This window comes from Paenibacillus sp. Cedars (assembly GCF_003184205.1).
In the GTDB taxonomy this organism is placed as follows: domain Bacteria; phylum Bacillota; class Bacilli; order Paenibacillales; family Paenibacillaceae; genus Paenibacillus_AQ; species Paenibacillus_AQ glucanolyticus.
This window is the reverse complement of sequence record NZ_CP020866.1, coordinates 833,179-855,901: the sequence shown is the minus strand read 5'-3', so window position 1 is coordinate 855,901 and position 22,723 is coordinate 833,179. Positions and strand designations below refer to the sequence as shown.

Genomic DNA, 22,723 nt, shown 5'->3' with positions numbered 1-22,723 from the left:
TTTCTTACTCAGCCGCTACTTCCCTCCTTACTCCCTTCTCCGCCTTTAAATTTGGCGAATTCGAGGAAGGGAGCAGAGGTATTACAAGCCGACTTTTTGGAACAACACGTCAAAGTCCGGCACCTTAATGGGATGCGCCTTCTGGAAATCGTCGAAGAGTTTTTCCTGGAGCTGCTGATAACTGTCCATGCCCTTCATGCTCTCGTCTGTCAGGATGCTCTGGAGGAATTTACTGATGTATAGCGAAGTTTCGTAGGCTTCGTATACCTCATCACTGTTCCAAAACTCTTCTGTAGTCATACCGGTAATGCGGATGCGGTTCTCCATCATATAACGGATCAACTGGTGGTTCTCATCATTCGGATCAGCTTCATCCAGCGCTGCTTTTTGAAAATGGACTGCCTCGCTGACTTCTTCGGGTGTTACCACAATACCTGACTGTTTGGCATAATTCACGGTTAACTGCTTGGTGACCATATCCTGTAGGAGTGCTTCGTCTGAAGGAATCTCTACCACTTGATTCAAGGCATAGATTAAATCCCTGTTTTTCTTGGCTAATACATAATCGCTCAGCGATATATTAACCTTTTCATCCTTTACGACCCAATCCGGATTTGGACCACTTCGGATTCTATCTTGAAGTTCCTTCACGGAATCAAAGGTTTCTCGAATCACCTGCTTGTTATTCTCCGACAATGATACGGACTGAAGACTTGGCAGATTATCAATCGATTCCTTGGACTCAGCGTAGCCAAACGTGTCAGATTGCGCTTGGTTACAAGCGCTAATCAGCAGCATGGAAATTAATGACACTAGTAAGAAAAGATTCTTCATAGGGATTCTTCGATTCATCCTATCCCTCCTCATAAAGTCTGTCTTTATTAATATTAACGTTACTGAATGCCATTAGTTACAATTTTCCTCCAATACGCTACAATAGGGATGAATTTGTCTTATATCCTACACGACCAAGGAGTGATCAATAATGATGCAGTACACCACACTCGGTAAATCGGGTATGAAAGTAAGTCGTCTTTGTCTCGGAACTATGAACTTTGGTCCATCTACGGATGAAAAAGAAGCCTTCCGTATTATGGATGCAGCGCTCGATGCAGGCGTTAACTTCTTCGACACGGCTAATGTCTACGGTTGGGGCGAGAACTCCGGGCTGACCGAAACCATCATTGGACGCTGGTTCAACCAGGGCGGAGGCCGTCGTGAGAAAGTCGTTTTGGCTACCAAATTCTACGGTTCCATGAGTGATCCGCTGGATGGCCCCAACAATGAAGCCGGATTGTCCAGCTATAAACTTCGCCGTCATCTCGAAGCATCGCTAAAGCGTTTACAAACCGATCATATCGAGCTGTATCAAATGCATCATATTGATTTATCCGTTACATGGGACGAGCTATGGGGAGCTTTTGAAGTTGCGGTTCAGCAAGGGAAGATCGGATATGTTGGATCCAGCAACTTTGCTGGCTGGCAGATTGCAGTTGCTCAAGCTGCTGCGCAGAATCGGCATTTCCTCGGCCTGGTCTCCGAGCAGCATAAATACAGCCTGACCTGCAGGCTGCCAGAACTCGAAGTGCTTCCTGCTTCGCAGAAGCTTGGACTCGGTGTGATTCCCTGGAGCCCGCTGGATGGCGGATTACTCGGACGCAATGCGCTCAAGAAAATGGAGGGCTCACGCAGTGGCGGAAATGCGGAGCGTGTGGAAAAATATCGCCCACAGCTGGAACAGTTCGCTGCTCTCTGCCAAGAGCTTGGGGAACCGCAGGATAATGTAGCCCTGGCCTGGGTGCTCAAGAATCCGGCTGTTACAGGACCAATTATCGGTCCACGCACCTTGGAGCAATTCGAAAGTTCTCTTCGTTCGCTTGAGGTTGAGCTCGATGAGTCGGTGATGAAGCGTCTCGATGAAATCTTCCCGGGTCCGGGAGGAGCCGCTCCACAAGCTTACGCCTGGTAAATACTTGCAGCGTCTCGACGGTTGCTTCAAGCCTGATTAATTCGAGCGTCATCGTACGGATAACAGCAGGTAAGCTATATATATCGCAGTGACCAAAAAAGAGGGACCGCTTCAACAGGCGGCCCCTCTTTTTCATTGGATATCTCCACTGCTACCACTCGGGAAACAGAGTTACCCTTCGCATTAAGTATTTATAGTGTAGCCCGCTCGCGCCGGCTAAAGGTTTTGCGTTTCTCAATCAGAACGTTAACCGCATCCACGTAAGCTCTTGCGCTAGCTTCAAGAATGTCGGTACTCAAGCCGCGTCCCTGTGCAGCCACATCATTTTGTGACAGGACTACATGCACTTCGCCTTGAGCATCCTTCCCGTGGGTAACCGATTTAATGGAATAGTCCGCGAGTGTTACCTCTTCCCCGGTCACCTTGTCGATCGCATTATAGATTGCATCAACGGAACCGTTGCCCTCGGCTTCTTCCTCAATAGTCTGTTCTGCTGTTGCAATGCGAACCCTGGCCGTCGGCGTGGATTCATTGCCATAAGCAACAAAGATTGTTTCCAGCTTGAATACTTCCGGCGTATCGATCAGTTTCTCCTCCAGCAAAGCCAGCAGATCCTCATCGGATACTTCCTTCTTCTTATCAGCCAGCACCTTGAATTTAGCGAAGGCGTCATTCACCTGCTCTTCGCTTAACTCATAACCCAGATCCAGCAATTTCTCGCGGAAGGCATGACGACCGGAATGCTTGCCTAGTACGAGTTTGCTTTCTTTAAGGCCGATCGACTCTGGCGTCATGATCTCGTATGTCGTTTTTTCCTTCAGCATGCCGTCCTGATGAATGCCGGATTCATGAGCGAATGCATTTGCCCCTACAATAGCTTTGTTTCCTGGCACTACCATTCCCGTAAGCTTGCTCACAAGGCGGCTTGTGCGGGCAATCTCGGTCAGCACAAGTCCGGTCTTCGCTTCGAAAAATTCCTCGCGGGTCGCCAGCGCCATCGCAATCTCTTCGATTGCCGTATTTCCTGCGCGTTCGCCGATACCATTAATTGTTCCCTCAATCTGATCAGCCCCGTTCAGGATGGCAGCAAGCGTGTTTGCCGTAGCCATTCCCAGATCGTTATGACAGTGCGCACTCAGTTGAACCTTCTCGATATCCGGAACATTTTCCTTCAGGTATTTAAATATGGCTCCATACTCCGAAGGATTCAAATAACCTACCGTATCCGGAATATTCACAACGTTCGCGCCTTCCCGCACGGCCATGCCGACCACTTCCGCCATGAAATCCAGCTCTGTCCGGCCAGCATCCTCCAGGGAAAATTCCACTTTGGAGAAATACTTCTTGGCATAACGAATCGAAGCTTGTGCCGTTTCCAGCACCTGCTGCTTCTCCATCCGCAGCTTGAACTTGCGGTGAATCGGCGATGTAGCCAGGAACACGTGAATGCACGGATCCTGTGCTCCTTGCAGGGCTTCCCTAACCGCATCGATGTCGTTCTCTCTGGAGCGTGACAGTCCAATGACCGTAACGTCCTTGACCGCGCGTGCCACTGCATTCACAGCTGCAAGATCACCAGGTGACGCAGCCGGAAAACCTGCTTCCATGCGGTCGATTTTCAACTTTTCGAGTTGAAGGGCAATTTCCACCTTTTCCCGAGTGTTCAAGTTCACGCCAGGAGACTGCTCTCCATCCCTCAGCGTTGTATCAAAGACATAAATCTTTCGCATGTCGGCACCTCCTTGAAGTTTTATCGCATGACGTTAAACATCCGGCGGCAGGTTCATCCTATACCCTGCCGCCGGCTGCTTGATTTACAGGGTACGGGCAGCAGCACCATTGAACTGATGCTTGACTGCCCCATTCCTGAAGAATTCCTTATGAATTCTATATATTCTTATTTTTTGATCCAATGCATCATTTCACGAAGCTCGGCACCGACCACTTCAATCGGATGCTCGGATTCGTTGCGGCGAGTAGCTGTCAGGAATGCACGTCCGGATTGGTTCTCAAGGATAAAGTCGCGTGCGAATTTACCTTGTTGAATATCGGACAGCACTTCTTTCATCGCCTTCTTCGTATCTTCAGTTACAACGCGCGGTCCTGTTACATAGTCGCCATATTCAGCCGTGTTGCTGATGGAGTCGCGCATGCTTGCAAGGCCGCCTTCATAGATCATATCTACAATAAGCTTCAATTCATGCAGACACTCAAAGTATGCCATCTCCGGCGCATATCCAGCTTCCGTCAATGTTTCGAAACCGGCTTTGACCAATGCGGATACACCGCCGCATAATACCGCTTGCTCACCGAACAAATCGGTTTCGGTTTCTTCGCGGAAGGAAGTCTCGATAACGCCTGCACGAGTACAGCCAATGCCTTTTGCGTAAGCAAGGCCGATCGCCTTAGCTTGTCCAGTCGCATCTTTCTCGATTGCGATCAATCCAGGTACGCCAAAGCCTTCAACATACGTACGGCGAACCATGTGGCCCGGGGATTTAGGTGCAACCAGAAGGACATCGTTGTCTTTAGGAGCTACGATTTGACCGAAGTGAACGTTAAATCCGTGGGAGAACATCAAGGCAGCGCCTTTTTTCAGGTTTGGCTCGATATCGTTTTTGTACACGGATGCTTGCGTTTCGTCCGGCATCAGGATTTGTACCACGTCAGCACGGCTAACAGCCTCTGCTACAGGAAGCACTTCAAAGCCATCGTTTTTCGCTTTATCAAAAGATTTACCTTCGCGAAGACCGATCACGACCTGCAATCCGCTGTCACGCAGGTTTTGTGCCTGGGCATGACCTTGGCTGCCATAACCGATAACCGCGATTGTTTTGTCTTTCAACACGCTGAGTTCTGCATCTTGTTCATAATAAGTAGTAATTGCCATTTGTATAAGTCCTCCTTTGATTTTAAAGACCCTTCATGATGAGCGGGTATCTCAATAGACCGACTTTATTCCCAATCACCGATCCGCTGAGACACCCGCTCATGCGATGCGGGCGTCTATCGCTTTATATTAGCTGTAAACTTTGTAATCTCGGGTAATTGATCATCGTATAGAATCATTACGCGTTACCGCGAATCATCGCAGTAACCCCGGTACGGGAAAGCTCCTGAATGCCGTACGGCTTAAGCAGCTCGATCATGGCATCGATTTTGACTGTGTCGCCTACGACCTGAACCATCATGTTTGCTGTGCCGATATCCACAACCGATGCACGGAAGGTCTCAACAACGCCCATAATCTCCGGTCTGGCTGAAGGCTCTGCCTTCACCTTAATCAGGGCAAGCTCTCTGGCCACCATCGGTTTCGAGCTCAGGTTGATAACTTTGATGACATCGATCAGCTTGTAAAGCTGCTTCTCAACCTGCTCCAATGTCGTTTCATCACCGGTGGTTACGATAACCATCCGGGATAATCCGGCTTCCTCCGACTGGCCCACCGTAATGCTCTCGATGTTAAAACCTCTGCGTCCGAATAATCCCGATACACGCTGCAGAACACCCGGCTGGTCGTTCACTAGTACGGCAATGGTATGTTTTGTACTCATCTTACGCATCCCCCATCAGCATTTGATCGATTGTCGACCCTTGCGTCACCATCGGATACACGTTCTCGCCTTTCTCAACAACGAATTCGACGAGGACTGGTCCCGGTGTTTCCAGCGCTTCAGCCCATGCACGCTGTGCTTCTTCTTTCGTAGTGGCACGAAGTCCCTTGACTCCATAGGCTTCTGCCAGCTTAACGAAATCAGGGCTTCCTGCCAGGTCGATGTGGCTGTACCGGTTATCGTAGATCAGTTCTTGCCATTGGCGAACCATGCCGAGCACCTGGTTGTTGATAACAACGATTTTTACCGGAATGTTGTTGATGGCACAGATGGCAAGCTCCTGCGAACACATCTGCATGCCGCCATCCCCGTTGATCGAAATAACCAGCCGATCCGGATGTGCCATTTGAGCGCCGATCGCTGACGGGAATCCGAAGCCCATCGTTCCAAGTCCACCGGAGGTGATCCATGAACGAGGCTGGTTGAACTTGTAATACTGAGCAGCCCACATTTGATGCTGACCAACATCCGTCGTTACAATCGCTTCACCCTTCGTTGTATCATTCAGCATTTCAATAACCCACTGCGGCTTCAGCACCGTCTCGGAATCAACATAACGGAATGGATACTCGGCTTTCCATTTGCTGATCTGATCTCTCCAAGCGTCTGCCTTCGCCGCATAAGGAACGATCGGATTCAGCATTTCAAGCACGGTCTTCACGTCCCCGACAATCGGAATATCCGTTGGCACATTCTTGCCGATCTCAGCCGGGTCAATGTCGATATGGACGATCTTCGCATGCGGAGCGAAACCGTCAAGCTTTCCTGTAACCCTGTCGTCAAACCTTGCCCCGATGTTGATCAGCAGGTCCGATTGCTGAATGCCATGGTTCGATGTGTAGGTACCGTGCATACCCGGCATTCCCGTCCACAGGTCATGACCGCTTGGGAAGGCGCCCAAGCCGAGAAGCGTGGTTGTGATCGGAATACCGGATTTATTCACGAATTCGTAAAGTCCTTCATGAGCACCCGAGTAGATCACGCCGCCGCCTGCAAGAATCATCGGACGTTCCGCTTCCTCGATCGCCCGGGCCAATTTATCCAGTTGAAGTTTGTTTGGCACGGTCCGAGGATTGTATCCTCTCAGCTGAATTCGATCATCCGGCTGGAACAGCGTGGTTGCTGCCGATACATCCTTAGGCACATCGATCAATACCGGACCTTTGCGTCCTGTTGAAGCAATGTGGAAGGCTTCGTGAATCACCCGCGGCAGGTCTTTCACATCTCTTACCAAATAGCTGTGTTTCGTAATCGGCATCGTGATGCCCGTAATGTCCGCTTCCTGGAAAGCATCTGTACCAATCAGGGTTGTTGCTACGTTTCCGGTAATGACAACAAGCGGAACGGAGTCCATGTAGGCTGTTGCAATACCGGTCACAAGGTTTGTGGCCCCCGGTCCCGAAGTCGCAATACATACACCGACCTTGCCGCTTGCGCGGGCATAGCCGTCAGCCGCATGAATTGCGCCTTGTTCGTGACGGGTCAAGACATGGTTGAAATCCTCAAAACCATACATTGCATCGTAGATATACAGGACCGCTCCACCCGGATATCCGAAGACGCACTCGACACCTTCGAGCAGAAGACTCCGAAGCAAGATTTCCGATCCGGTAATCACTTCAGGCTTCAACCATTTCTCTCGTAATTGTTCTGTAGACCGCACTTCTGGAGTTTGCGCGCTCATCAGTCATCCTCCTCTCAAATATTGGCACTCATTCATTCAATCATCCAAGCAACAAAAAAACCTTCCGTCGCCACACCCGGAGTATCTCCGTGTGAGGGACGAAAGGTTTAGCTTCCGTGGTACCACCCATGTTTGCCCTACACTTCGCAGTGTAAAGCCTCAGCAGGTATGAAGAACATGAAACACAGATCTTCAATATCTGCAGTCCGTAACGTGGACTAAGACGATTTTCCCTAATAAACGCTGTTACGACTTAATGCGATAAAGTCATAGCGTAACATCTTTCAGGAAAACAGCTCCGAGGTGAGCTCGTATAAAAGGGGTTTTGGTGGTGGTTTCAGCTGATCCATCCACTCTCTGAGCAAAAGAGCCCTTTAAACTTCGTCCTCATCATTGCCGATTGGATATATTCGTTAAAATGTTTAGAAACATTATATGATTCATTCATTCCAGAAGTCAACACATTTATTTTACTTCCGATGAAAGGTTTTCATTCGCAATTCGAGTTAATCCTTCGCTTTTCTGATGTAAAACACCCTATTAAACCCTGCTACATATGATAAATGGAGCTAACTGAATAGCGGTGAAGGGAGGGAATAATACGATGATCCGCTATCGAAAACCTGGGCAGGATGATCCCATGATTCAACAGCTGATTGAGTCCCAACTCGTCCCGCTTTCCCATATGACAAAAAAAGAGTTGGATACCATCCGCAAGGATATTCCCTCTCGATTGCGACGCGGCGTGACTCTCGTTGCCTCAAATTCAGATCACGAAAAAGTCATTGCCTTTATCCATTTTATGATGCACGGCGAACTGCTCTATATCGACATGCTGGCCGTAGCACCCACCGCACAGCGAAAACGGTGGGGTATCCGATTGATGGAACATGCCGAACGTTTCGCTGTATCCCGCGGATGCAAACGCGCCAAGGTCATGGTAGACATCGGCAACCAAACTGGTCTTAACTTTTACCGCAAACTCGGTTATACGGTTACCAGAATCATTGAACCAAGCCAATGCTATGAACTGGAGAAGATCTGGTATGCTTAATTACCAGAAAAAGCCCCCGCCAAAGCCAGGTCCGAAACCTGGGCCGTAGCCGCCATAACCAGGTCCAAATCCTCCGTATCCTCCAGGGTATCCTCCCGGATAGCCGCCAAAACCGCCGCCGAATGCGTATGGAGCCGTACCAATGGCAAGAAGATCAAACAATGCGAGCGGAACAATCGCCTTGGTCTTTACTTTTTTGCCCTTTGTTGCAGGTACCACAAAAAGGCGGCTGCCGGAGACACGTACCAGCTTGCCTGTCACCACAGTCCCGTCTTTCTTATACGCTACGATCTCTTTGCCCACATATGATTTCACTTTTGCCTTACTGACAGGCTTGTGCATAAGATCCCTCCTCAGGTAATATACATTTCAATCTATTCAGGAAGGATATCCTTTGCTTGTTTAATGGCCCTTATCGGGCAAAAGATAGGCATAATTCTGCAAAAAGCATGGCTTCGGCTGCATTATATATCCGGGGGATGCAACAAGACCTCAAAAACGAAAAAACCGCCGTAATATTACGGCGGTTTTTTCATACACGTATAATTAAGCGTTCACTTTTTCTTTAGCTACAGTAGCCAAGGAATTGAACGCGTTCAGATCATTAACAGCCAGATCAGCCAGCATTTTACGGTTAATGTCAACGCCAGCAAGTTTCAGACCATGCATCAATTTGCTGTAAGACAGACCATTTTGACGAGCAGCCGCGTTGATACGAACGATCCACAATTTGCGGAAATTACGCTTCGTATTGCGACGATCCCGGTATGCATAAACGAGGGATTTCATTACCTGCTCGTTAGCCGTTTTAAAAATGCGGTGTTTGGAACCGAAATAACCTTTCGCAAGCTTCAATACTTTTTTATGTCGACGACGAACGACAAATCCGCCTTTAACTCGTGCCATATCAAAAGACCTCCCAATAATTGTTGTTTACTATTTCAAGTTAGCCAGACCTTGCTTCAAACGTTTAACATCTCCAGGCGCCATTACAGGGCTGTTGGACAATACGCGCTTCGCACGCTTGGATTTGTGGGAAAGCAAGTGGTTTTTGTAAGCTTTATAACGTTTTACTTTACCAGTACCTGTAATTTTGAAGCGGCCTTTCAGGCTGCTATGTGTTTTCATTTTGGGCATTGTAGTACTTCCTCCTCTAATTTCTCTTAGGCTTTTGGTGCCAAAATCATAATCATGCTGCGGCCTTCCAGTTTTGGTTGACGCTCAATGACGCAGAGATCTGCTACTTCCACCTTCACGCGCTCCAAAATTTTCTGCCCGATGTTGGCATGGGTGATTTCACGACCACGGAAACGCACGGAGCATTTCACTTTGTCGCCTTCTTTCAAAAACTTAACGACATTGCGGAGCTTGGTTTGATAATCATGCTCCTCAATGTTGGCTCGGAACCATACTTCTTTAATATCCACAATTTTCTGGTTCTTACGTGCTTCCTTCTCTTTCTTCTGCTGCTCATAGCGGAATTTACCGTAGTCCATGATGCGGCATACCGGCGGTTTCGCCTGAGGGGCCACGTTCACCAGATCCAGATTGAGATCAATTGCCATTTGCAGTGCTTCACGAATCGGCTTGATCCCGATTTGCTCACCTTCGGCACCAACCAAACGTACTTCCTTGGCCCGAATCTCGTCATTGATCATATGTTCCTTACTGATAGTCCTCCACCTCCAAATTACTTGTTGTTCCTGTTTGCAAAAAAAATAAAGGGATGACGGGTTAATCACCGACATCCCTATTTGATACTCATCTCACAAATGAAGTTGAATCCATTCATTGATTTCGTGATCAAACCAGCCAACGTATGTCAGTCAGGTGAGAAGCGGCGCTTCTGCTTGCAATCAGATATTCTGTTTAACAGACTAGGATAGTATAACAGGTCCCACCAGCCTGTGTCAACACAGATATAACATAAACTTTATTACCCTTGTTTGCTCTGCACTTCTTCAAGGCGCACAACCCGGGTATGCTCCGTATGACTCCACTGCTTGTTGTTCTGCGTGAAGAACGCATACACCGTGATAGGATACCACGACAGCAGGTAAATCGGGAACAGCACCAGATACAAGTAAACCTTCTTGTATTTGACCTTCTCAAGCAGCATCGCAATCATGAACGTGAACACGTTAGCCGCAATCGCGGTAAAGCTTAGCCACAGCGGCAGATATCCATACAGATTTGCGATATTCGGACCATCGAAGAACGAGTTGTCAATCCAAATGACGGCCGTCAACAAGAAAGTCAGCAGCACGATGTAGACGTTAACTCCGTACAGAGCCAAGTCCAGCTTCACGAGGCTGCGTTCTTTAATGGCACGCCACAGCAGCGGGAAAAAATAACGGCGGGCAACCGTAAAGTGACCCTGCATCCAGCGCAGACGCTGTCTGGCAGAAGCCTTGAACGTAAGCGGCTTTTCGTCAAATACCTTGGCATCATAGTTGAATTTCGGGTACACGCCGCGCATAACGCTGCGCATGGTGAACTCCAAATCCTCAACCAGACTGGTTGCGCCCCAACCCATCTCCTTCAAGAGATTCGTCTCGAAGCACATTCCTGTACCGCCAAGGAAGTTGGCCATGTTCAGATTGCTGCGGGAAAGCTGCCACAGACGGTTGATGTACCAATAGGACACCCCGTAAGAGGCGGTGATCCAAGAATCCTCAGGGTTCTTGGTATCGATGTATCCCTGGATAACTCTCGCTCCAGAGCTAAGATCATTATTCATTTCGATCAGGAAATTCGGATCTGCCAGATTATCTGCATCAAACATGACGACCGCATCATACTGGCGCGGCATTGCCCAGAGCTCTTTGAGCATCCATTCGATGGCATAGCCTTTGCCTCGCAGATTCTGGTTCGTACGCACGCATGCGTTCATCCCGTGGGCACGGACGATCTCAGCAGTACGGTCTGTACAGTTGTCACATATGACAAATACATCGTACAGATCTTTTGGATAGTTAAGCTGTTTCAGGTTCTCCATCAGAGCTCCGACAACCTGTTCTTCGTTGTGTGCAGCAACTAACACTGCAAATGATTTATTCGGTTCAAAATGCTGCTTCTTTTTTCTCTTGATCAGACCAAACAAAGAGAATACGAACTGGTACACACCCACCGCGGCCAAAAATAGTTGGAGCGCGATAAAGATGGCGTCTGTCATGATTCTCCGTTACCCCCTTTTTATAACCCGAGAATGTTTTGTTATTTTTTCTCTCTAAGTTTTTTGCTTTTTTTTGTTGTTGCATGACCCTGTGACCTGTGTCTGTTTCTTCATAGTAGCCTCGGTGCCGCGGGGCAACTTCGCACGTCATACACGATTTTCCACACTTTTGAATCTTTTGTCAAAACCGTGGAATGCTCTAATTTACGGAAAAACTTCGTAAAAGAGCGCAGCTTGCGATCCAGTTTGCCAGCAAGCTTCGTTTCAAACGGCTTTAGTTCTTATTTTCATCTGTTTTCTTACTTTTTATTTCTTTGGCTGCCCATTTTTTATTTTTTAATCTTGTCCGCCAATAAATAAACGTAACAGACACCCAAAAAGTTTTAGTTTTTCAACACTCTTTCTCTAAATAAACTTTTTGACGCCCGTTTGAATCATTGTAGCGGCAACTTATACTCAAGTCAAAAGTCCACGGACCCTGATTTTCTACAAAATGCGCGCTGGCGACTAACTCCTTTAGTAACAAGGCTCCGGCAAGAACCTCGCCGAGAAAAGCTTGCTCTCCCGGGACCAAAGTCCCGTGAGCACAGGCTGGAAGTGGTTGATTTCTATTCCCAAAGTCGATATGTTAAAGTTAAAGAATAACGCTGCAGAACGGGTGAAAAGTAGTGGCTAAAAAAAGAGTCTTGCTGTTATCGGAAGGGTTCGGTGCAGGCCATACGCAGGCTGCTCACGCACTTTCCAGCAGCCTGCGCCAATTGTCGCCTAGCGTACAGACCAAGGTTCTTGAGCTTGGAAGCTTCTTGAACCCGAAAATCGCTCCACTGATCATTTCGGCCTACAGGAAGACGATCACAACTCGCCCGAGATTGGTCGGGTATATGTATCGTCATCAAAAATCCTTCAATCGGTTCACCGCATTGGCGCTTCACCGAATGTTCTATACAAGCACCAAGAACGTGGTCAGACAACTCAGACCCGATATCATCGTGTGCACCCATTTCATTCCAAGTGCTGTGATCTCGCGTTTGAAACGGCTCGGCACCGATGTGCCTCTGTGTACCGTTATAACCGATTATGATGCTCATGATACATGGATTAGCCCTGAAGTCGACCGCTATTTCGTATCCACGCCGGAGGTTAAGCGAAAGCTGCTCAACCGCGGGGTGTCTCAAGCTAAAATTCAGGTTACCGGCATTCCCATTCATCCTGACTTCTGGACTCATCCGGGCAAAGAGGAGATCAGGGAACGATTTCAGTTGTCCGATATGCCGACCGTGCTTGTCATGGGCGGAGGCTGGGGAATCATGAATGACGAGGTTGTCCATGAATTCTTGACAAGATGGCGGGGCGAAGTCCAGATCATATTTTGTCTTGGCAATAACGATAAGGGACGCGAAGAAATGGAGAGCAATCCGCGGTTCCAGCATCCCAACATCCGGATATTGGGCTTTACACGCGAGATTGACAAACTGATGGAGGTATCGGATCTGCTCGTCACGAAGCCCGGGGGCATGACATGCACCGAAGGCCTGGCGAAGGGAATCCCGATGCTGTTTCACCAGCCTCTTCCAGGACAGGAAGAGGAGAACTGCCAATACTTTACAGCCCAGGGCTTGGGAGAACCCATCACTTCGCTGGAGGTTATTGGTAAATGGATGAATAAACTGCTCCAGCATTATGATCTGATCCAATTGCAGCGAGCGAAAAACTTGCGAAATATCGAGCGCTTCCATCCGATGCAAAGCGCGCGCAGCATCATCGATATGCTCGAAAATGAAAAGGTGTACTCCTAAAATAAAATGTACCCCATAAGACAGACACTTTGGAAAAGGTCATCTTATAGGGTACATTTTAAAAGCGGAGCACACCTTTTTTATGCTTTTTTCGGTGAATATGTCACCGATTGATAGATTTTCTTCTATTATAATAGTTGTAAACGTTATCATAGACGAAATTATCGTGCATACACACTATTTTCCGTATTTTTCAAGACGGTTCTTGCGATAGGCATCAAGCGCTTCCTTGCCCACAATGGCCTCGCAGCGATGAATCTGCATGCCTTGACCAACGAATTTAGTCTCGTATTCTGTCATTACATGCTCTTCGTTCAATCCTTCACGATGCAGATCAAGTGAAATGTTGGTCATTTGCAGCCCATAATCAGCAAAGGAATTCAGCGAGAATTCAAACAGTGTCACCGAATCGGTCTTGAAATGTATCTCCCCGCGATCGTTCAGTATCTGGGAGTACTTGTCCAGAAAACGAGGATGCGTCAAACGACGGCGTGCATGTTTTGATTTTGGCCACGGATCGCTGAAGTTCAAATACAACCGTTCAATTTCGCCAGGCTCAAAAACCTGTTCGACACTCTCGATGTTAAACAACGCCAGTTTCAAATTCGGCGGAGTATCCACACCTTCCTGGGCCCACACGTTGCGCCCCTTCTCACTGGCGCGGCGAATCAACTCATCGTACATGTCCACCCCGATAAAATTCACTTGCTGGTGCTTATAACTCATCTGGCTGATAAATTGACCCTTGCCCATGCCGAATTCGACATGAATCGGAAGATCATTGCCAAATAATGAAGCCCATTTCCCTCTATATTGACCGGGGTCCAAAACGACCAGGTCTTCCTGCTGCTCCAGATTTTCCCGTATACCTTTTCTTCCGCGTAAACGCATGTCATACCTCCGAAACTTGTCCAAGTAAGATTTAGAATTATATCCCGATACTGCATTATTGTGACGAAGTTAACCCCAAATGTAAAGAGTCCCATAGAAAAAGGAACCTATTCTCTGCTTAACGCAAAGGTTTTAGGTTCCTTTTTCTTATATTTGGAATTGGGGTTCCGCGATGGTTAAACTGTGAATAGTCTACCTTTCATCTGCCTTAAAATCAAATGTCTTCTCAAAGGCGGCCCGAATCTTGCGACGTGCTGAAGCCTTCACATCTTGGTTGGAGTTAAACTCTACTCCTGTAAGGGCTAAAGCTTCATTCGGGGTAAGCTCCACAGCGATTTTGTCACTACGATCATGCTTTACTGTTGATGAATTCATTCGTAATCACCTCACGGTATTATTGTATCCATGACGTCACACAAATATGAATCCTATCCGATATATACCCATGCCAAAATTGCTTGAATCATATATTTATTTTTCTACTTTAAATATACCAATTATATGTAGTCCGTTCAAGTAACAACGTCTTAATTAGGCAGGAAGACCTGCATATGACGTAAAGCCGGATTTTTTGTTACAATAGACGTATCTGTTTGATAAACAAATGCCAAATAACGGCATGCTTAGAAGCTTCAAGATGCACATCTCAATTCAACCTATACAGCTACAAAGGGAGAACACATGAATACGCCACTTATACCCGCTCCAGAGCTATGGGGCGAGAAACGATTTCATACCTGGAATTACGAAATGCACAACCAATTCCAGAACAAGGTGTTCAAAGTCATGCTGGACGCCGGGTTTACTTGTCCGAACCGTGACGGCACGATAGCCAAGGGCGGATGCACCTTCTGCAGCGCACGCGGCTCCGGTGATTTTGCAGGACGCAGGCGGGATGATCTCGTTACCCAGTTCAATACCATCCGGGACAGACAGCACCTGAAGTGGCCAAACGCCAAATATATCGGGTATTTCCAAGCCTATACCAATACCTACGCTCCTGTTGAAGAACTTCGGGAATACTACGAAGTAATACTGCAGCAGCCAGGTGTTGTCGGCCTGTCGATCGCTACGCGCCCCGACTGTCTGCCTGACGATGTCGTGGAATACTTGGCGGAGCTGAATGAACGAACCTATCTGTGGGTGGAAATGGGTCTGCAGACGATCCACGATTCAACCTCTGAGCTCATCAATCGTGCCCATGACACGGAATGTTACCTGGAGGCCGTCGAGAAGCTGCGCGAGCATAACATTCGTGTCTGCACCCACATCATATACGGTCTCCCGCAAGAAGACCATGAAATGATGCTGGAAACGTGCAGAGCCGTAGCCAAGATGGATGTGCAGGGCATTAAGATCCACCTGCTGCACCTGATGCGGAAGACGCCTATGGTGAAGCAGTATGAAGCCGGACTGCTGCGCTTCCTGGAGCAAGACGAATACATCAAGCTGATCGTGGACAGTCTGGAACTGCTGCCCCCGGAAATAATTGTCCATCGTCTCACCGGAGACGCCCCCCGGGATCTGTTGATCGGACCGATGTGGAGTTTGAAAAAATGGGAAGTCCTCAATGGCATTGATGCCGAACTCAAACGCCGGAATACATGGCAGGGCAAATTGTGGAGGGAATCCTGATGGGCTTCCTCTCGGTGTTGAGTTTTGCCCACAAACTGGTGGCTGAGAGGCTCCGGCAAGGAGACATCGCGCTGGATGCCACAGCAGGCACCGGGGCCGATACGCTCTACCTAGCCAAATGCATAGGCTCAAGAGGCAAGGTGTATGCTTTTGATATTCAGGAGCAGGCGCTGCAGCTAACCCGCGAAAGGCTCGCCAAGGAACCGCCGGATTCGCTTCCCGCAATCTCCCTTCATCAGCAGAGCCATGCGCTCATGAAGAGCTGCGTTTCGGATCGCGATCACGGCCAAGTTGGCGCGGTTATGTTCAATCTCGGCTACCTACCGGCTGATTCGTCGGATAAACGGATCATGACGGAAACCACCAGCACGCTAACGGCTCTGGAAGCCGCAATCGAGCTTCTCCGGCCGGGAGGCATTATCACGGTCGTGCTCTATCCGGGCCACAAAGGCGGCGACGCCGAAGCAGCCGCTGTGCAGGCATGGGCGGAGCGGCTTCCGCAGCACGCGGTGCAAACGATATTATATCGAGGCCTTCAGCGTGCAGATGCACCATATCTCATTGCATTGGAACGCAAGAAGCCCTTATGATATAAGTTCTTAAAGCAACCCAAAGTTAAAGCAGCCATAGAATTTCAAACATGACGAAAGGTAGTTGATGTACAATGACACAACCATATCCACTGTTATTTCAACCTGAATTCAAAGAACGCGTATGGGGAGGCCGCGCCCTCGAGCAATTCGGCCTGGATATTCCGGAAGGACATATCGGAGAAGGCTGGATGATCGCTGACCATCCGAACGGCACTACCAGCATTGTCAACGGCGAGCTGGCTGGCCGCGGCCTGGATCAGGTTCGGGAGCAATTCGGCCGGGAATGGTTCGGAAGCAAAGGATTCTCCGAAGTTAACGGACGTTTTCCATTGCTGATCAAGCTGCTTGACTGTAATGACAACCTCTCGGTTCAGGTCCACCCGACCGATGACTACGAAGGACTCCCGAAAGGCGAATTGGGCAAGACTGAAATGTGGTATGTGCTGGATGCGAAGCCTGACGCCAAGATCATTTACGGTCTGAAAGATCAGGTTAGCCGTGAAACCCTGAAGGAAGCCATGGAAAATGGGACCGTTATGGAGCAGCTTCGGGAAGTATCCGTAAAAGCCGGAGATACGTTCTACATACCTGCTGGTACGGTTCATGCACTTTGTGCCGGCGTTGTTGTGGCAGAGATCCAGCAGAACTCCGATACCACGTACCGGATTTTCGATTATAATCGCCCGGGCCTTGACGGCAAGCCGCGTGAGCTGCACATCGAGGATTCCCTAAATGTCACTGCTTACGAAGGGTCAGGCGCTACTACCATGAGCACGGATGGCACGGCACCTGGAGAATGGCTGGAGCTTGCCAAGTCTCCGTATTTTGTAGTGGAAAAAGGTGTTGTCAATGGAGCTTGGGCACAGTCCACTTCCCCGGAGAGCTTCACCATCATCGTGGTATGCGACGGTCAAGGAACGCTAAGCTGGGATAATGGCTCCATCGGCTATACATCGGGACAATGCTTCTTGCTGCCCGCTAATCTGGGCGCCTATACACTGGATGGGCAGTCGACGGTTCTTCGTTCTTATCTTCCTTAATAAGCTTATGTAACATGCTGTAATCCATTCGTTTTTGTGGAGGTGTAAAGCCCAAAAATGCAGACCGACACGTTTACGATACTGAATACGCAGGGCATGTATGTTTTTGTATATCAATGGCTTCCTGACCCGGATACTCCCACCCGTGCAGTCGTGCAAATTGCTCACGGCATGTGCGAAACCGGCAAACGGTACGAGGAGCTTGCTGAATTGCTTACAGGACATGGTTATGCCGTGTACTGCAATGATCATCGAGGTCATGGACAAACGGCCGGGCTTGAGTTTCTCGGCGATGCCGGGGAGAACGGGTTTGAAGGAATGATCGAGGATCAATTGCTTCTTGCTTCCGAGCTGCGCAAGCGGCATTCCGCTGTTCCTCATTACTTGATGGGACACAGCATGGGGTCCTTTTTGACACAGAAAATCATGTGTTCGAACGGGGAAGCATTCGATGGCTTCATCCTTTCCGGCTCAAACGGTCCCCAGGGAATGCTTCTGTTTGGCCTCAAGCTGGCCGCACTGCAGATGCGCTTCCAGGGTAACACACACCGAAGCGTGATGCTGAACGCCCTCGTGTTCGGCCCATACAACAGAGGCTTCGGCACCATCCGAACGCCATTTGATTGGTTGTCCCGGGATGAAGCAGAAGTCGATAAATATGTGAACGATCCCTACTGTGGTCAGGTGTGCAGTGCACAGTTCTTCCGTGATTTCTTCAAGCTGCTGTCCGAAATCCATAAGCCGGAATTGATGGAATGCCTGCTCAAGGATAAACCGATTTATATCTTCTCGGGTGAGGAAGATCCCGTCGGACAACGTGGCAAAGGCGTGCGGCGGTTGATTGAACTGTACCAGAAGTATGGCATTGAAGATCTGGAATACCGTTTGTATCCTGGCGGCCGTCATGAGATGCTGCACGAGATCAATCGAGATGAAGTAGCAGCCCATGTCCTCGATTGGCTGGAGCGGCATACAGCTGGATCAGGTGATACGACCCGGAAGCCGGAACAGATCATGTAAACATGCTTATTAATGTCTCAATCATAGAAAAGGATGCCTCAGGGTTGTAAACCTGGGCATCCTTTTTCTGTTTATCAATAATTGTCAGCGTTGAACAAACAAGCTGATTATTCTTCGTCGCTCGGTGTGCGGTCAATGATCAATTGTGTGACCTCGGTATAATCCCCGCGCTCCACTTCGTCTTCTGCTGCCTCTATACGCAAATCATCGTTGGTTTCCATCCCGGGCGCAATCGTCGGTTCATCATGCGAATGCGGCGCTCGCTCCTTCTGATTCCCGTTCACCAAACATCGCCTCCTCATATAGGTTGATGCGATTAGAATACCGATACCCGGGAAGTTTTATTCCGAGCGGGAGCTGCCCTTGTTACACTGGCACCGTGTAGTACTGCGGTTGCCCGGTTTCATTCTGCTGGTACAATACCAGCAGCATCGTTGCCGCCTCACCTTCGCCGCCGCTCGCCGGCAGGCCGATTCCTCCCTGAATGACATCATTCAGGTCAAAAGGCAGCAGCTCGATCATCGCATGTTTCTGCAGGTCGCGCTCAGTGATTCCCAGATCGGCGAAATCGCCGGACAGTGCCGCAGGCTTCTCAACAATATGACGAACATGGGCGGTCCACTGGGCTTTATCCTGTGTATGATCCCACCAAATTTTACGCGGCTTGTACTTATGGCCCAGGAAATAATCAAATTTCATAAGACCCAGAATGACCTCCATATGTCGCGTTTTTCGATGCTGAAGAAATGCGGTCAAGCGCGTAAACAGATCCTCCAGCTGATGGCCGATTTTCTGCCAGCCCTGTCCTTCCCAATAGTCACCGAACTCCTGGAAGAAATCAAACGGGGATGTAAATTCATGCTTCATCAGATAATTCACGGTATGGTCCATTCGGTGCGCGTTCCAATACTTCTCAAGCACGTCCTCCAGCCTCTTCAATCGAACGATATCCGAGAATGGAAGCACGTCGCTGCCTAAAATCTCATATGGAGCATGATCCATATACGTGTAATTATACTTCTCCGCATCAATCCGCAGTCCAGTTCCCCGAAGCATCTTCAGAAAGCCTAACTGCAGTTCCTCCGGTCCGAGGGCAAATACATCATTGAACGTTTTGCGGAAGGTATCGTAGTCCTCTTCAGGAAGCCCTGCAATCAAATCCAAATGCTGGTCGATCTTGCGGCTGTCCTTGATCATAGTCACCGTGCGGGACAGCTTGGTAAAATTCTGGCGCCTTTTCACCAGCTCATTCGTTGGATCGTTGGTAGACTGTACCCCGATCTCAAATCGAAAAATGCCGGGAGGGGCATTTTTCGCCAAGTAATCCAGAACCTCGGGACGCATGATATCCGCCGTTATCTCAAACTGGAATACGCAGCCGCCATGATTCTCAATCAAAAACTCGAACATGTCAAGCGCATAATCCCGCTTAATGTTAAATGTCCGGTCCACGAATTTGATCAGCTTCGCACCGTTCTCAATCAGATAGAGAATATCCTTCTTGGTCCGTTCGATGTCGTAGTAGCGAACACCCACCTCAATGCTCGACAAGCAGAACTGACAGCTGAAAGGGCACCCCCGGCTGGTCTCAAAATATACGACCCGCTTCCCGAGATGCGGTATATCCTCCGGAAAACGATGCGGCGAAGGCAGCTCTGCCAGAATGCTTTTGGGTCTTCCCGGATTCACGATCACTTCGCCCTGTTTACGGTAGGCCACGCCATACACAAAATGAAATTTCCGGTCGCCTTCTATCGTTTGCAGCAGATGGTGGAACGTTTCCTCGCCTTCCCCCATCACGATAAAGTCGACATTATGCAGCCGTTTCATCCAGTAGTCCGTATCGTAGGAAACCTCGGGTCCGCCCAGTATGATCGTGACTTCCGGCATTATCTTCTTCACGATGTCGATCACTTTAATCGTCTCTTCGATATTCCATATATAACACGAGAATCCGATCACGTCCGGCTTGCGCTGGAACAGGTCGGAGACAATATTCATCACCGGGTCCTTGATCGTATACTCCGTCAATTCAATATCGAAATCCTTCTCGCTATATGCCTTCAGGCAGCGAATCGCCAAAGAGGTATGGATGTACTTGGCATTCAGGGTTGTTAGTATGACTTTCATGGTAGTGTCCACTTTCCTTCTAAATAATATATTCCGTGCTTCTGACCTGCGGCAGCTCGTTATTCATAGTCGTACAGGTTGTCACTGTCAGGCGATGCGCCCGGTCCGTTCAGGAAAAAATCCAGGAACGGGCGGCCATATTTGCGGAATTTCACTTCTCCGACCCCTTTGACATTCAGCATCTCATCCTCACTCTGCGGGCAGGCCACACTCATCTCACGCAGCGTTGCATCATTAAAAATGATGTAAGAAGGCACATGCTCTTTGCTTGCCAGCTCACGCCGAATCAGGCGAAGCTGTTCGAATACCGTTTCATTCACAGCGGACGGCGAGTAAAGGCGACGGCCGCTGCTTCGCTGGCTGCCTGCTGCTTTTGAAGGTCGCGGAACGCGCTGCATGACTTCGCGCTGCCCTTTTAACACGTCTGCCGCCTCGCTTTGAAGTTTCACGACAGGATACTGGCCTTCGGTCAACGCCAGAAACCCTTCCGAAATCAGCACATTGATGGTCTCGGAAATCTCCTTCTCCGTCCGATTGGACATCACACCATAGGTCGGAAGCCGGTCAAAACCGTATTCCAGCACCTTTTTGGCGCGTGATCCCTTCAGCACGGAGGCGATCATGGACACACCAAAACGTTCACGCATCCGGTGAATGCAGGAGAAGATTTTCTGCGCATCCACCGTGATGTCCACAAGCTCACGGTCATCGGTGCAGGAGCTGCACGTGCCGCAAGGCTTGTCCTCATGCTCTTCCCCGAAATAATCCAGCATCGCGCTTCGCAGACAGCGGGTCGTGTAACAGTAATCAATCATCTGCTGCAGCTTCCGGTAATCATTCTGTTTGCGCTCGCCTTCCTGCGGATTCTGTTCAATTAAGAATTTCTGCGTCATGATGTCCTGGGCGCTGAACAGCAGTATGCACTGGCTCGGCTCGCCGTCCCGCCCTGCACGGCCAGCCTCCTGAACGTAGGACTCCATGTTTTTCGGCATATTGTAATGAATGACATACCGAACATTGGATTTATCGATCCCCATCCCAAATGCATTCGTTGCCACAATGACCCGGATGTCGTCATACAGGAAGGCCTCCTGGCTGTCTGCTCGCTCCGAATCACTCATTCCGGCATGATATCGGCCGGCAAGAAGCCCTTGAGCCTGCAGCCTCTGAGACAGATCATCCACCTCTTTGCGGGTTGCAGCATAGATAATGCCCGGCTGGTGGGTATGCGAAGCCGCGTAGTCGAGCACAAACTCGCGCTTGTTCTCACCGCGCAGAACCGACATCTCCAGATTATCCCGCCCAAGTCCCGTTACGAATACTTGCGGCTGCTCCAGACGAAGCAGACGCTGCATGTCCTCCATAACCTCAGGTGTCGCCGTTGCCGTAAATGCGGCTACAATCGGCCGCTTAGGCAATCCTTTAACGAAAGGCGCCACCGAGAGATAACTTGTCCGGAAGTCATGACCCCACTGGGATACGCAGTGAGCTTCATCGACGGCAACAATCGAAATATCGAGTCCTGCCATCTCCTCCCGGAACCAATCCAGCTCAAGCCGCTCCGGGGCAACATACAACAGCTTCAGGTCTCCCCGTTTCGCTGCGCGTATGCGCTCGTTCACTTCTTTGCCGCTGAGCGTGCTGTTGATATAAGCAGCCGCAACGCCCGCCGTCGTGAGTGCATCCACCTGATCCTTCATTAAAGAGATCAAGGGGGATACTACCAACGTCAGACCGGGATACAGCAGTGCCGGAATCTGATAACAGATGGATTTGCCTCCACCGGTCGGCATGATTCCCAGCGTGTCCTGGCCTTCCAGAAGACTGGCAACAATTTTCTTCTGACCATCCCGAAAATCAGGATAACCGTAATATTTCTGCAGATAATCCCGCGCTGTATTCATGTTGGTTGATTCTCTATCATTTGTTTCCACATTCATGGATAAAAACTCCTTATTTCACCTTGGTTTTCCGTTTTGGAAACGCTCATCCTTTAAGTTTAACGGCCTTTCCGTGAATGGGCAACCGAATCCAAGAAGGAAATTGCATTTGATAACGAGAACTTGATAATCATGGAAACAAAATGCCTTACGTTCATAGTCAAAAATATAAACACCCAAAG

The 22,723-nt window shown here is 49.1% G+C and carries 22 protein-coding genes and 1 other annotated feature; of the genes, 7 read left to right on the top strand and 15 right to left on the bottom strand.

Annotated features, from left to right (window positions below):
* Positions 1 to 81 precede the first annotated feature (81 nt).
* Entirely contained in the window at positions 82 to 852 is a 771-nt protein-coding gene (locus B9D94_RS05675; protein ID WP_148246591.1) for a hypothetical protein, read from the bottom strand.
* Positions 853 to 988: 136 nt separating this feature from the next.
* On the opposite strand from B9D94_RS05675, the gene B9D94_RS05670 reads away from it, so the two are divergent.
* The gene (locus tag B9D94_RS05670; RefSeq protein WP_036639819.1) at positions 989 to 1,969 is read left to right on the top strand and encodes an aldo/keto reductase; all 981 of its coding nucleotides are present in this window, start codon (positions 989 to 991) and stop codon (positions 1,967 to 1,969) included.
* Positions 1,970 to 2,160: 191 nt separating this feature from the next.
* Here B9D94_RS05670 and B9D94_RS05665 read toward each other — a convergent pair whose 3' ends face one another.
* From B9D94_RS05665 to ilvB, 4 genes are all read right to left on the bottom strand, one after another.
* Complete coding sequence (locus B9D94_RS05665; protein ID WP_036639713.1) at positions 2,161 to 3,699, bottom strand: 2-isopropylmalate synthase; 1,539 nt, start codon at positions 3,697 to 3,699, stop codon at positions 2,161 to 2,163.
* A gap of 167 nt (positions 3,700 to 3,866) precedes the next feature.
* Entirely contained in the window at positions 3,867 to 4,859 is a 993-nt protein-coding gene (gene ilvC, locus B9D94_RS05660; RefSeq protein ID WP_036639716.1) for a ketol-acid reductoisomerase, read from the bottom strand.
* 178 nt (positions 4,860 to 5,037) lie between these two features.
* Positions 5,038 to 5,523, bottom strand: coding sequence for an acetolactate synthase small subunit (gene ilvN, locus B9D94_RS05655; protein ID WP_006212251.1), 486 nt, complete (start codon positions 5,521 to 5,523; stop codon positions 5,038 to 5,040).
* Position 5,524: 1 nt separating this feature from the next.
* On the bottom strand, positions 5,525 to 7,267 hold the full coding sequence (gene ilvB, locus B9D94_RS05650; RefSeq protein ID WP_036639718.1) for a biosynthetic-type acetolactate synthase large subunit: 1,743 nt from the start codon (positions 7,265 to 7,267) through the stop codon (positions 5,525 to 5,527).
* Positions 7,268 to 7,871: 604 nt separating this feature from the next.
* Here ilvB and B9D94_RS05645 point away from each other — a divergent pair.
* Positions 7,872 to 8,321 carry a GNAT family N-acetyltransferase gene (locus B9D94_RS05645; protein WP_006212253.1) on the top strand — a complete coding sequence of 150 codons (450 nt, stop codon included), beginning with the start codon at positions 7,872 to 7,874 and terminating at the stop codon, positions 8,319 to 8,321.
* Here the strand turns inward: B9D94_RS05645 and B9D94_RS05640 are convergent, their stop codons facing one another.
* The 5 genes from B9D94_RS05640 to B9D94_RS05620 form a co-directional block, all read right to left on the bottom strand.
* Entirely contained in the window at positions 8,322 to 8,663 is a 342-nt protein-coding gene (locus tag B9D94_RS05640) for a hypothetical protein (RefSeq protein WP_036639720.1), read from the bottom strand.
* A 204-nt stretch (positions 8,664 to 8,867) separates the two neighbouring features.
* Positions 8,868 to 9,227: a 50S ribosomal protein L20 gene (gene rplT / locus B9D94_RS05635; RefSeq protein WP_006212255.1), complete on the bottom strand. Its 360-nt coding sequence runs from the start codon at positions 9,225 to 9,227 to the stop codon at positions 8,868 to 8,870.
* Positions 9,228 to 9,257: 30 nt separating this feature from the next.
* A complete protein-coding gene (gene rpmI / locus B9D94_RS05630; RefSeq protein WP_007127239.1) occupies positions 9,258 to 9,458 on the bottom strand; it encodes a 50S ribosomal protein L35 in 201 nt (66 codons plus the stop codon).
* Positions 9,459 to 9,484: 26 nt separating this feature from the next.
* On the bottom strand, positions 9,485 to 9,979 hold the full coding sequence (gene infC, locus B9D94_RS05625) for a translation initiation factor IF-3 (protein WP_006212258.1): 495 nt from the start codon (positions 9,977 to 9,979) through the stop codon (positions 9,485 to 9,487).
* Positions 9,980 to 10,032: 53 nt separating this feature from the next.
* Positions 10,033 to 10,179 (bottom strand) — a sequence feature (ribosomal protein L20 leader region).
* Between the two features lie 78 nt (positions 10,180 to 10,257).
* A complete protein-coding gene (locus tag B9D94_RS05620; protein ID WP_006212259.1) occupies positions 10,258 to 11,496 on the bottom strand; it encodes a glycosyltransferase family 2 protein in 1,239 nt (412 codons plus the stop codon).
* 668 nt (positions 11,497 to 12,164) lie between these two features.
* On the opposite strand from B9D94_RS05620, the gene B9D94_RS05615 reads away from it, so the two are divergent.
* A complete protein-coding gene (locus tag B9D94_RS05615) occupies positions 12,165 to 13,292 on the top strand; it encodes a UDP-N-acetylglucosamine--LPS N-acetylglucosamine transferase (protein WP_036639723.1) in 1,128 nt (375 codons plus the stop codon).
* A gap of 177 nt (positions 13,293 to 13,469) precedes the next feature.
* Here the strand turns inward: B9D94_RS05615 and trmB are convergent, their stop codons facing one another.
* Entirely contained in the window at positions 13,470 to 14,183 is a 714-nt protein-coding gene (gene trmB / locus B9D94_RS05610; protein ID WP_006212261.1) for a tRNA (guanosine(46)-N7)-methyltransferase TrmB, read from the bottom strand.
* Between the two features lie 192 nt (positions 14,184 to 14,375).
* A complete protein-coding gene (locus tag B9D94_RS05605; RefSeq protein WP_006212263.1) occupies positions 14,376 to 14,558 on the bottom strand; it encodes a hypothetical protein in 183 nt (60 codons plus the stop codon).
* A 306-nt stretch (positions 14,559 to 14,864) separates the two neighbouring features.
* Here B9D94_RS05605 and B9D94_RS05600 point away from each other — a divergent pair, with 306 nt between their 5' ends.
* The 4 genes from B9D94_RS05600 to B9D94_RS05585 all read left to right on the top strand — a co-directional run bounded on the left by B9D94_RS05600 (position 14,865) and on the right by B9D94_RS05585 (position 18,471).
* Positions 14,865 to 15,818 (top strand): tRNA modification radical SAM protein MnmL/YtqA, encoded by a 954-nt coding sequence (locus B9D94_RS05600; protein ID WP_148246590.1) that lies wholly within the window; start codon positions 14,865 to 14,867, stop codon positions 15,816 to 15,818.
* A complete protein-coding gene (locus tag B9D94_RS05595) occupies positions 15,818 to 16,408 on the top strand; it encodes a tRNA 5-(aminomethyl)-2-thiouridylate-methyltransferase MnmM (protein WP_148248729.1) in 591 nt (196 codons plus the stop codon). The genes B9D94_RS05600 and B9D94_RS05595 overlap by 1 nt, the downstream gene beginning before the upstream one ends.
* A gap of 74 nt (positions 16,409 to 16,482) precedes the next feature.
* Positions 16,483 to 17,451 (top strand): type I phosphomannose isomerase catalytic subunit, encoded by a 969-nt coding sequence (locus B9D94_RS05590; RefSeq protein ID WP_006212265.1) that lies wholly within the window; start codon positions 16,483 to 16,485, stop codon positions 17,449 to 17,451.
* Between the two features lie 57 nt (positions 17,452 to 17,508).
* Entirely contained in the window at positions 17,509 to 18,471 is a 963-nt protein-coding gene (locus B9D94_RS05585) for an alpha/beta fold hydrolase (RefSeq protein WP_148246589.1), read from the top strand.
* A 107-nt stretch (positions 18,472 to 18,578) separates the two neighbouring features.
* Here the strand turns inward: B9D94_RS05585 and B9D94_RS05580 are convergent, their stop codons facing one another.
* The 3 genes from B9D94_RS05580 to recQ form a co-directional block, all read right to left on the bottom strand.
* Entirely contained in the window at positions 18,579 to 18,755 is a 177-nt protein-coding gene (locus B9D94_RS05580) for a hypothetical protein (RefSeq protein WP_006212269.1), read from the bottom strand.
* An 82-nt stretch (positions 18,756 to 18,837) separates the two neighbouring features.
* Positions 18,838 to 20,601, bottom strand: coding sequence for a B12-binding domain-containing radical SAM protein (locus tag B9D94_RS05575; protein WP_148246588.1), 1,764 nt, complete (start codon positions 20,599 to 20,601; stop codon positions 18,838 to 18,840).
* 59 nt (positions 20,602 to 20,660) lie between these two features.
* Positions 20,661 to 22,541, bottom strand: coding sequence for a DNA helicase RecQ (gene recQ / locus B9D94_RS05570; protein ID WP_148246587.1), 1,881 nt, complete (start codon positions 22,539 to 22,541; stop codon positions 20,661 to 20,663).
* Positions 22,542 to 22,723: the final 182 nt, after the last annotated feature.

Coding starts and splice junctions, on each gene's coding strand:
- B9D94_RS05675 (WP_148246591.1), bottom strand. CDS start 852: ATGAATCGAAGAATCCCTATGAAGAATCTTTTCTTACTAGTGTCATTA.
- B9D94_RS05670 (WP_036639819.1), top strand. CDS start 989: ATGCAGTACACCACACTCGGTAAATCGGGTATGAAAGTAAGTCGTCTT.
- B9D94_RS05665 (WP_036639713.1), bottom strand. CDS start 3,699: ATGCGAAAGATTTATGTCTTTGATACAACGCTGAGGGATGGAGAGCAG.
- ilvC (WP_036639716.1), bottom strand. CDS start 4,859: ATGGCAATTACTACTTATTATGAACAAGATGCAGAACTCAGCGTGTTG.
- ilvN (WP_006212251.1), bottom strand. CDS start 5,523: ATGAGTACAAAACATACCATTGCCGTACTAGTGAACGACCAGCCGGGT.
- ilvB (WP_036639718.1), bottom strand. CDS start 7,267: ATGAGCGCGCAAACTCCAGAAGTGCGGTCTACAGAACAATTACGAGAG.
- B9D94_RS05645 (WP_006212253.1), top strand. CDS start 7,872: ATGATCCGCTATCGAAAACCTGGGCAGGATGATCCCATGATTCAACAG.
- B9D94_RS05640 (WP_036639720.1), bottom strand. CDS start 8,663: ATGCACAAGCCTGTCAGTAAGGCAAAAGTGAAATCATATGTGGGCAAA.
- rplT (WP_006212255.1), bottom strand. CDS start 9,227: ATGGCACGAGTTAAAGGCGGATTTGTCGTTCGTCGTCGACATAAAAAA.
- rpmI (WP_007127239.1), bottom strand. CDS start 9,458: ATGCCCAAAATGAAAACACATAGCAGCCTGAAAGGCCGCTTCAAAATT.
- infC (WP_006212258.1), bottom strand. CDS start 9,979: ATGATCAATGACGAGATTCGGGCCAAGGAAGTACGTTTGGTTGGTGCC.
- B9D94_RS05620 (WP_006212259.1), bottom strand. CDS start 11,496: ATGACAGACGCCATCTTTATCGCGCTCCAACTATTTTTGGCCGCGGTG.
- trmB (WP_006212261.1), bottom strand. CDS start 14,183: ATGCGTTTACGCGGAAGAAAAGGTATACGGGAAAATCTGGAGCAGCAG.
- B9D94_RS05605 (WP_006212263.1), bottom strand. CDS start 14,558: ATGAATTCATCAACAGTAAAGCATGATCGTAGTGACAAAATCGCTGTG.
- B9D94_RS05600 (WP_148246590.1), top strand. CDS start 14,865: ATGAATACGCCACTTATACCCGCTCCAGAGCTATGGGGCGAGAAACGA.
- B9D94_RS05595 (WP_148248729.1), top strand. CDS start 15,818: ATGGGCTTCCTCTCGGTGTTGAGTTTTGCCCACAAACTGGTGGCTGAG.
- B9D94_RS05590 (WP_006212265.1), top strand. CDS start 16,483: ATGACACAACCATATCCACTGTTATTTCAACCTGAATTCAAAGAACGC.
- B9D94_RS05585 (WP_148246589.1), top strand. CDS start 17,509: ATGCAGACCGACACGTTTACGATACTGAATACGCAGGGCATGTATGTT.
- B9D94_RS05575 (WP_148246588.1), bottom strand. CDS start 20,601: ATGAAAGTCATACTAACAACCCTGAATGCCAAGTACATCCATACCTCT.
- recQ (WP_148246587.1), bottom strand. CDS start 22,541: ATGAATGTGGAAACAAATGATAGAGAATCAACCAACATGAATACAGCG.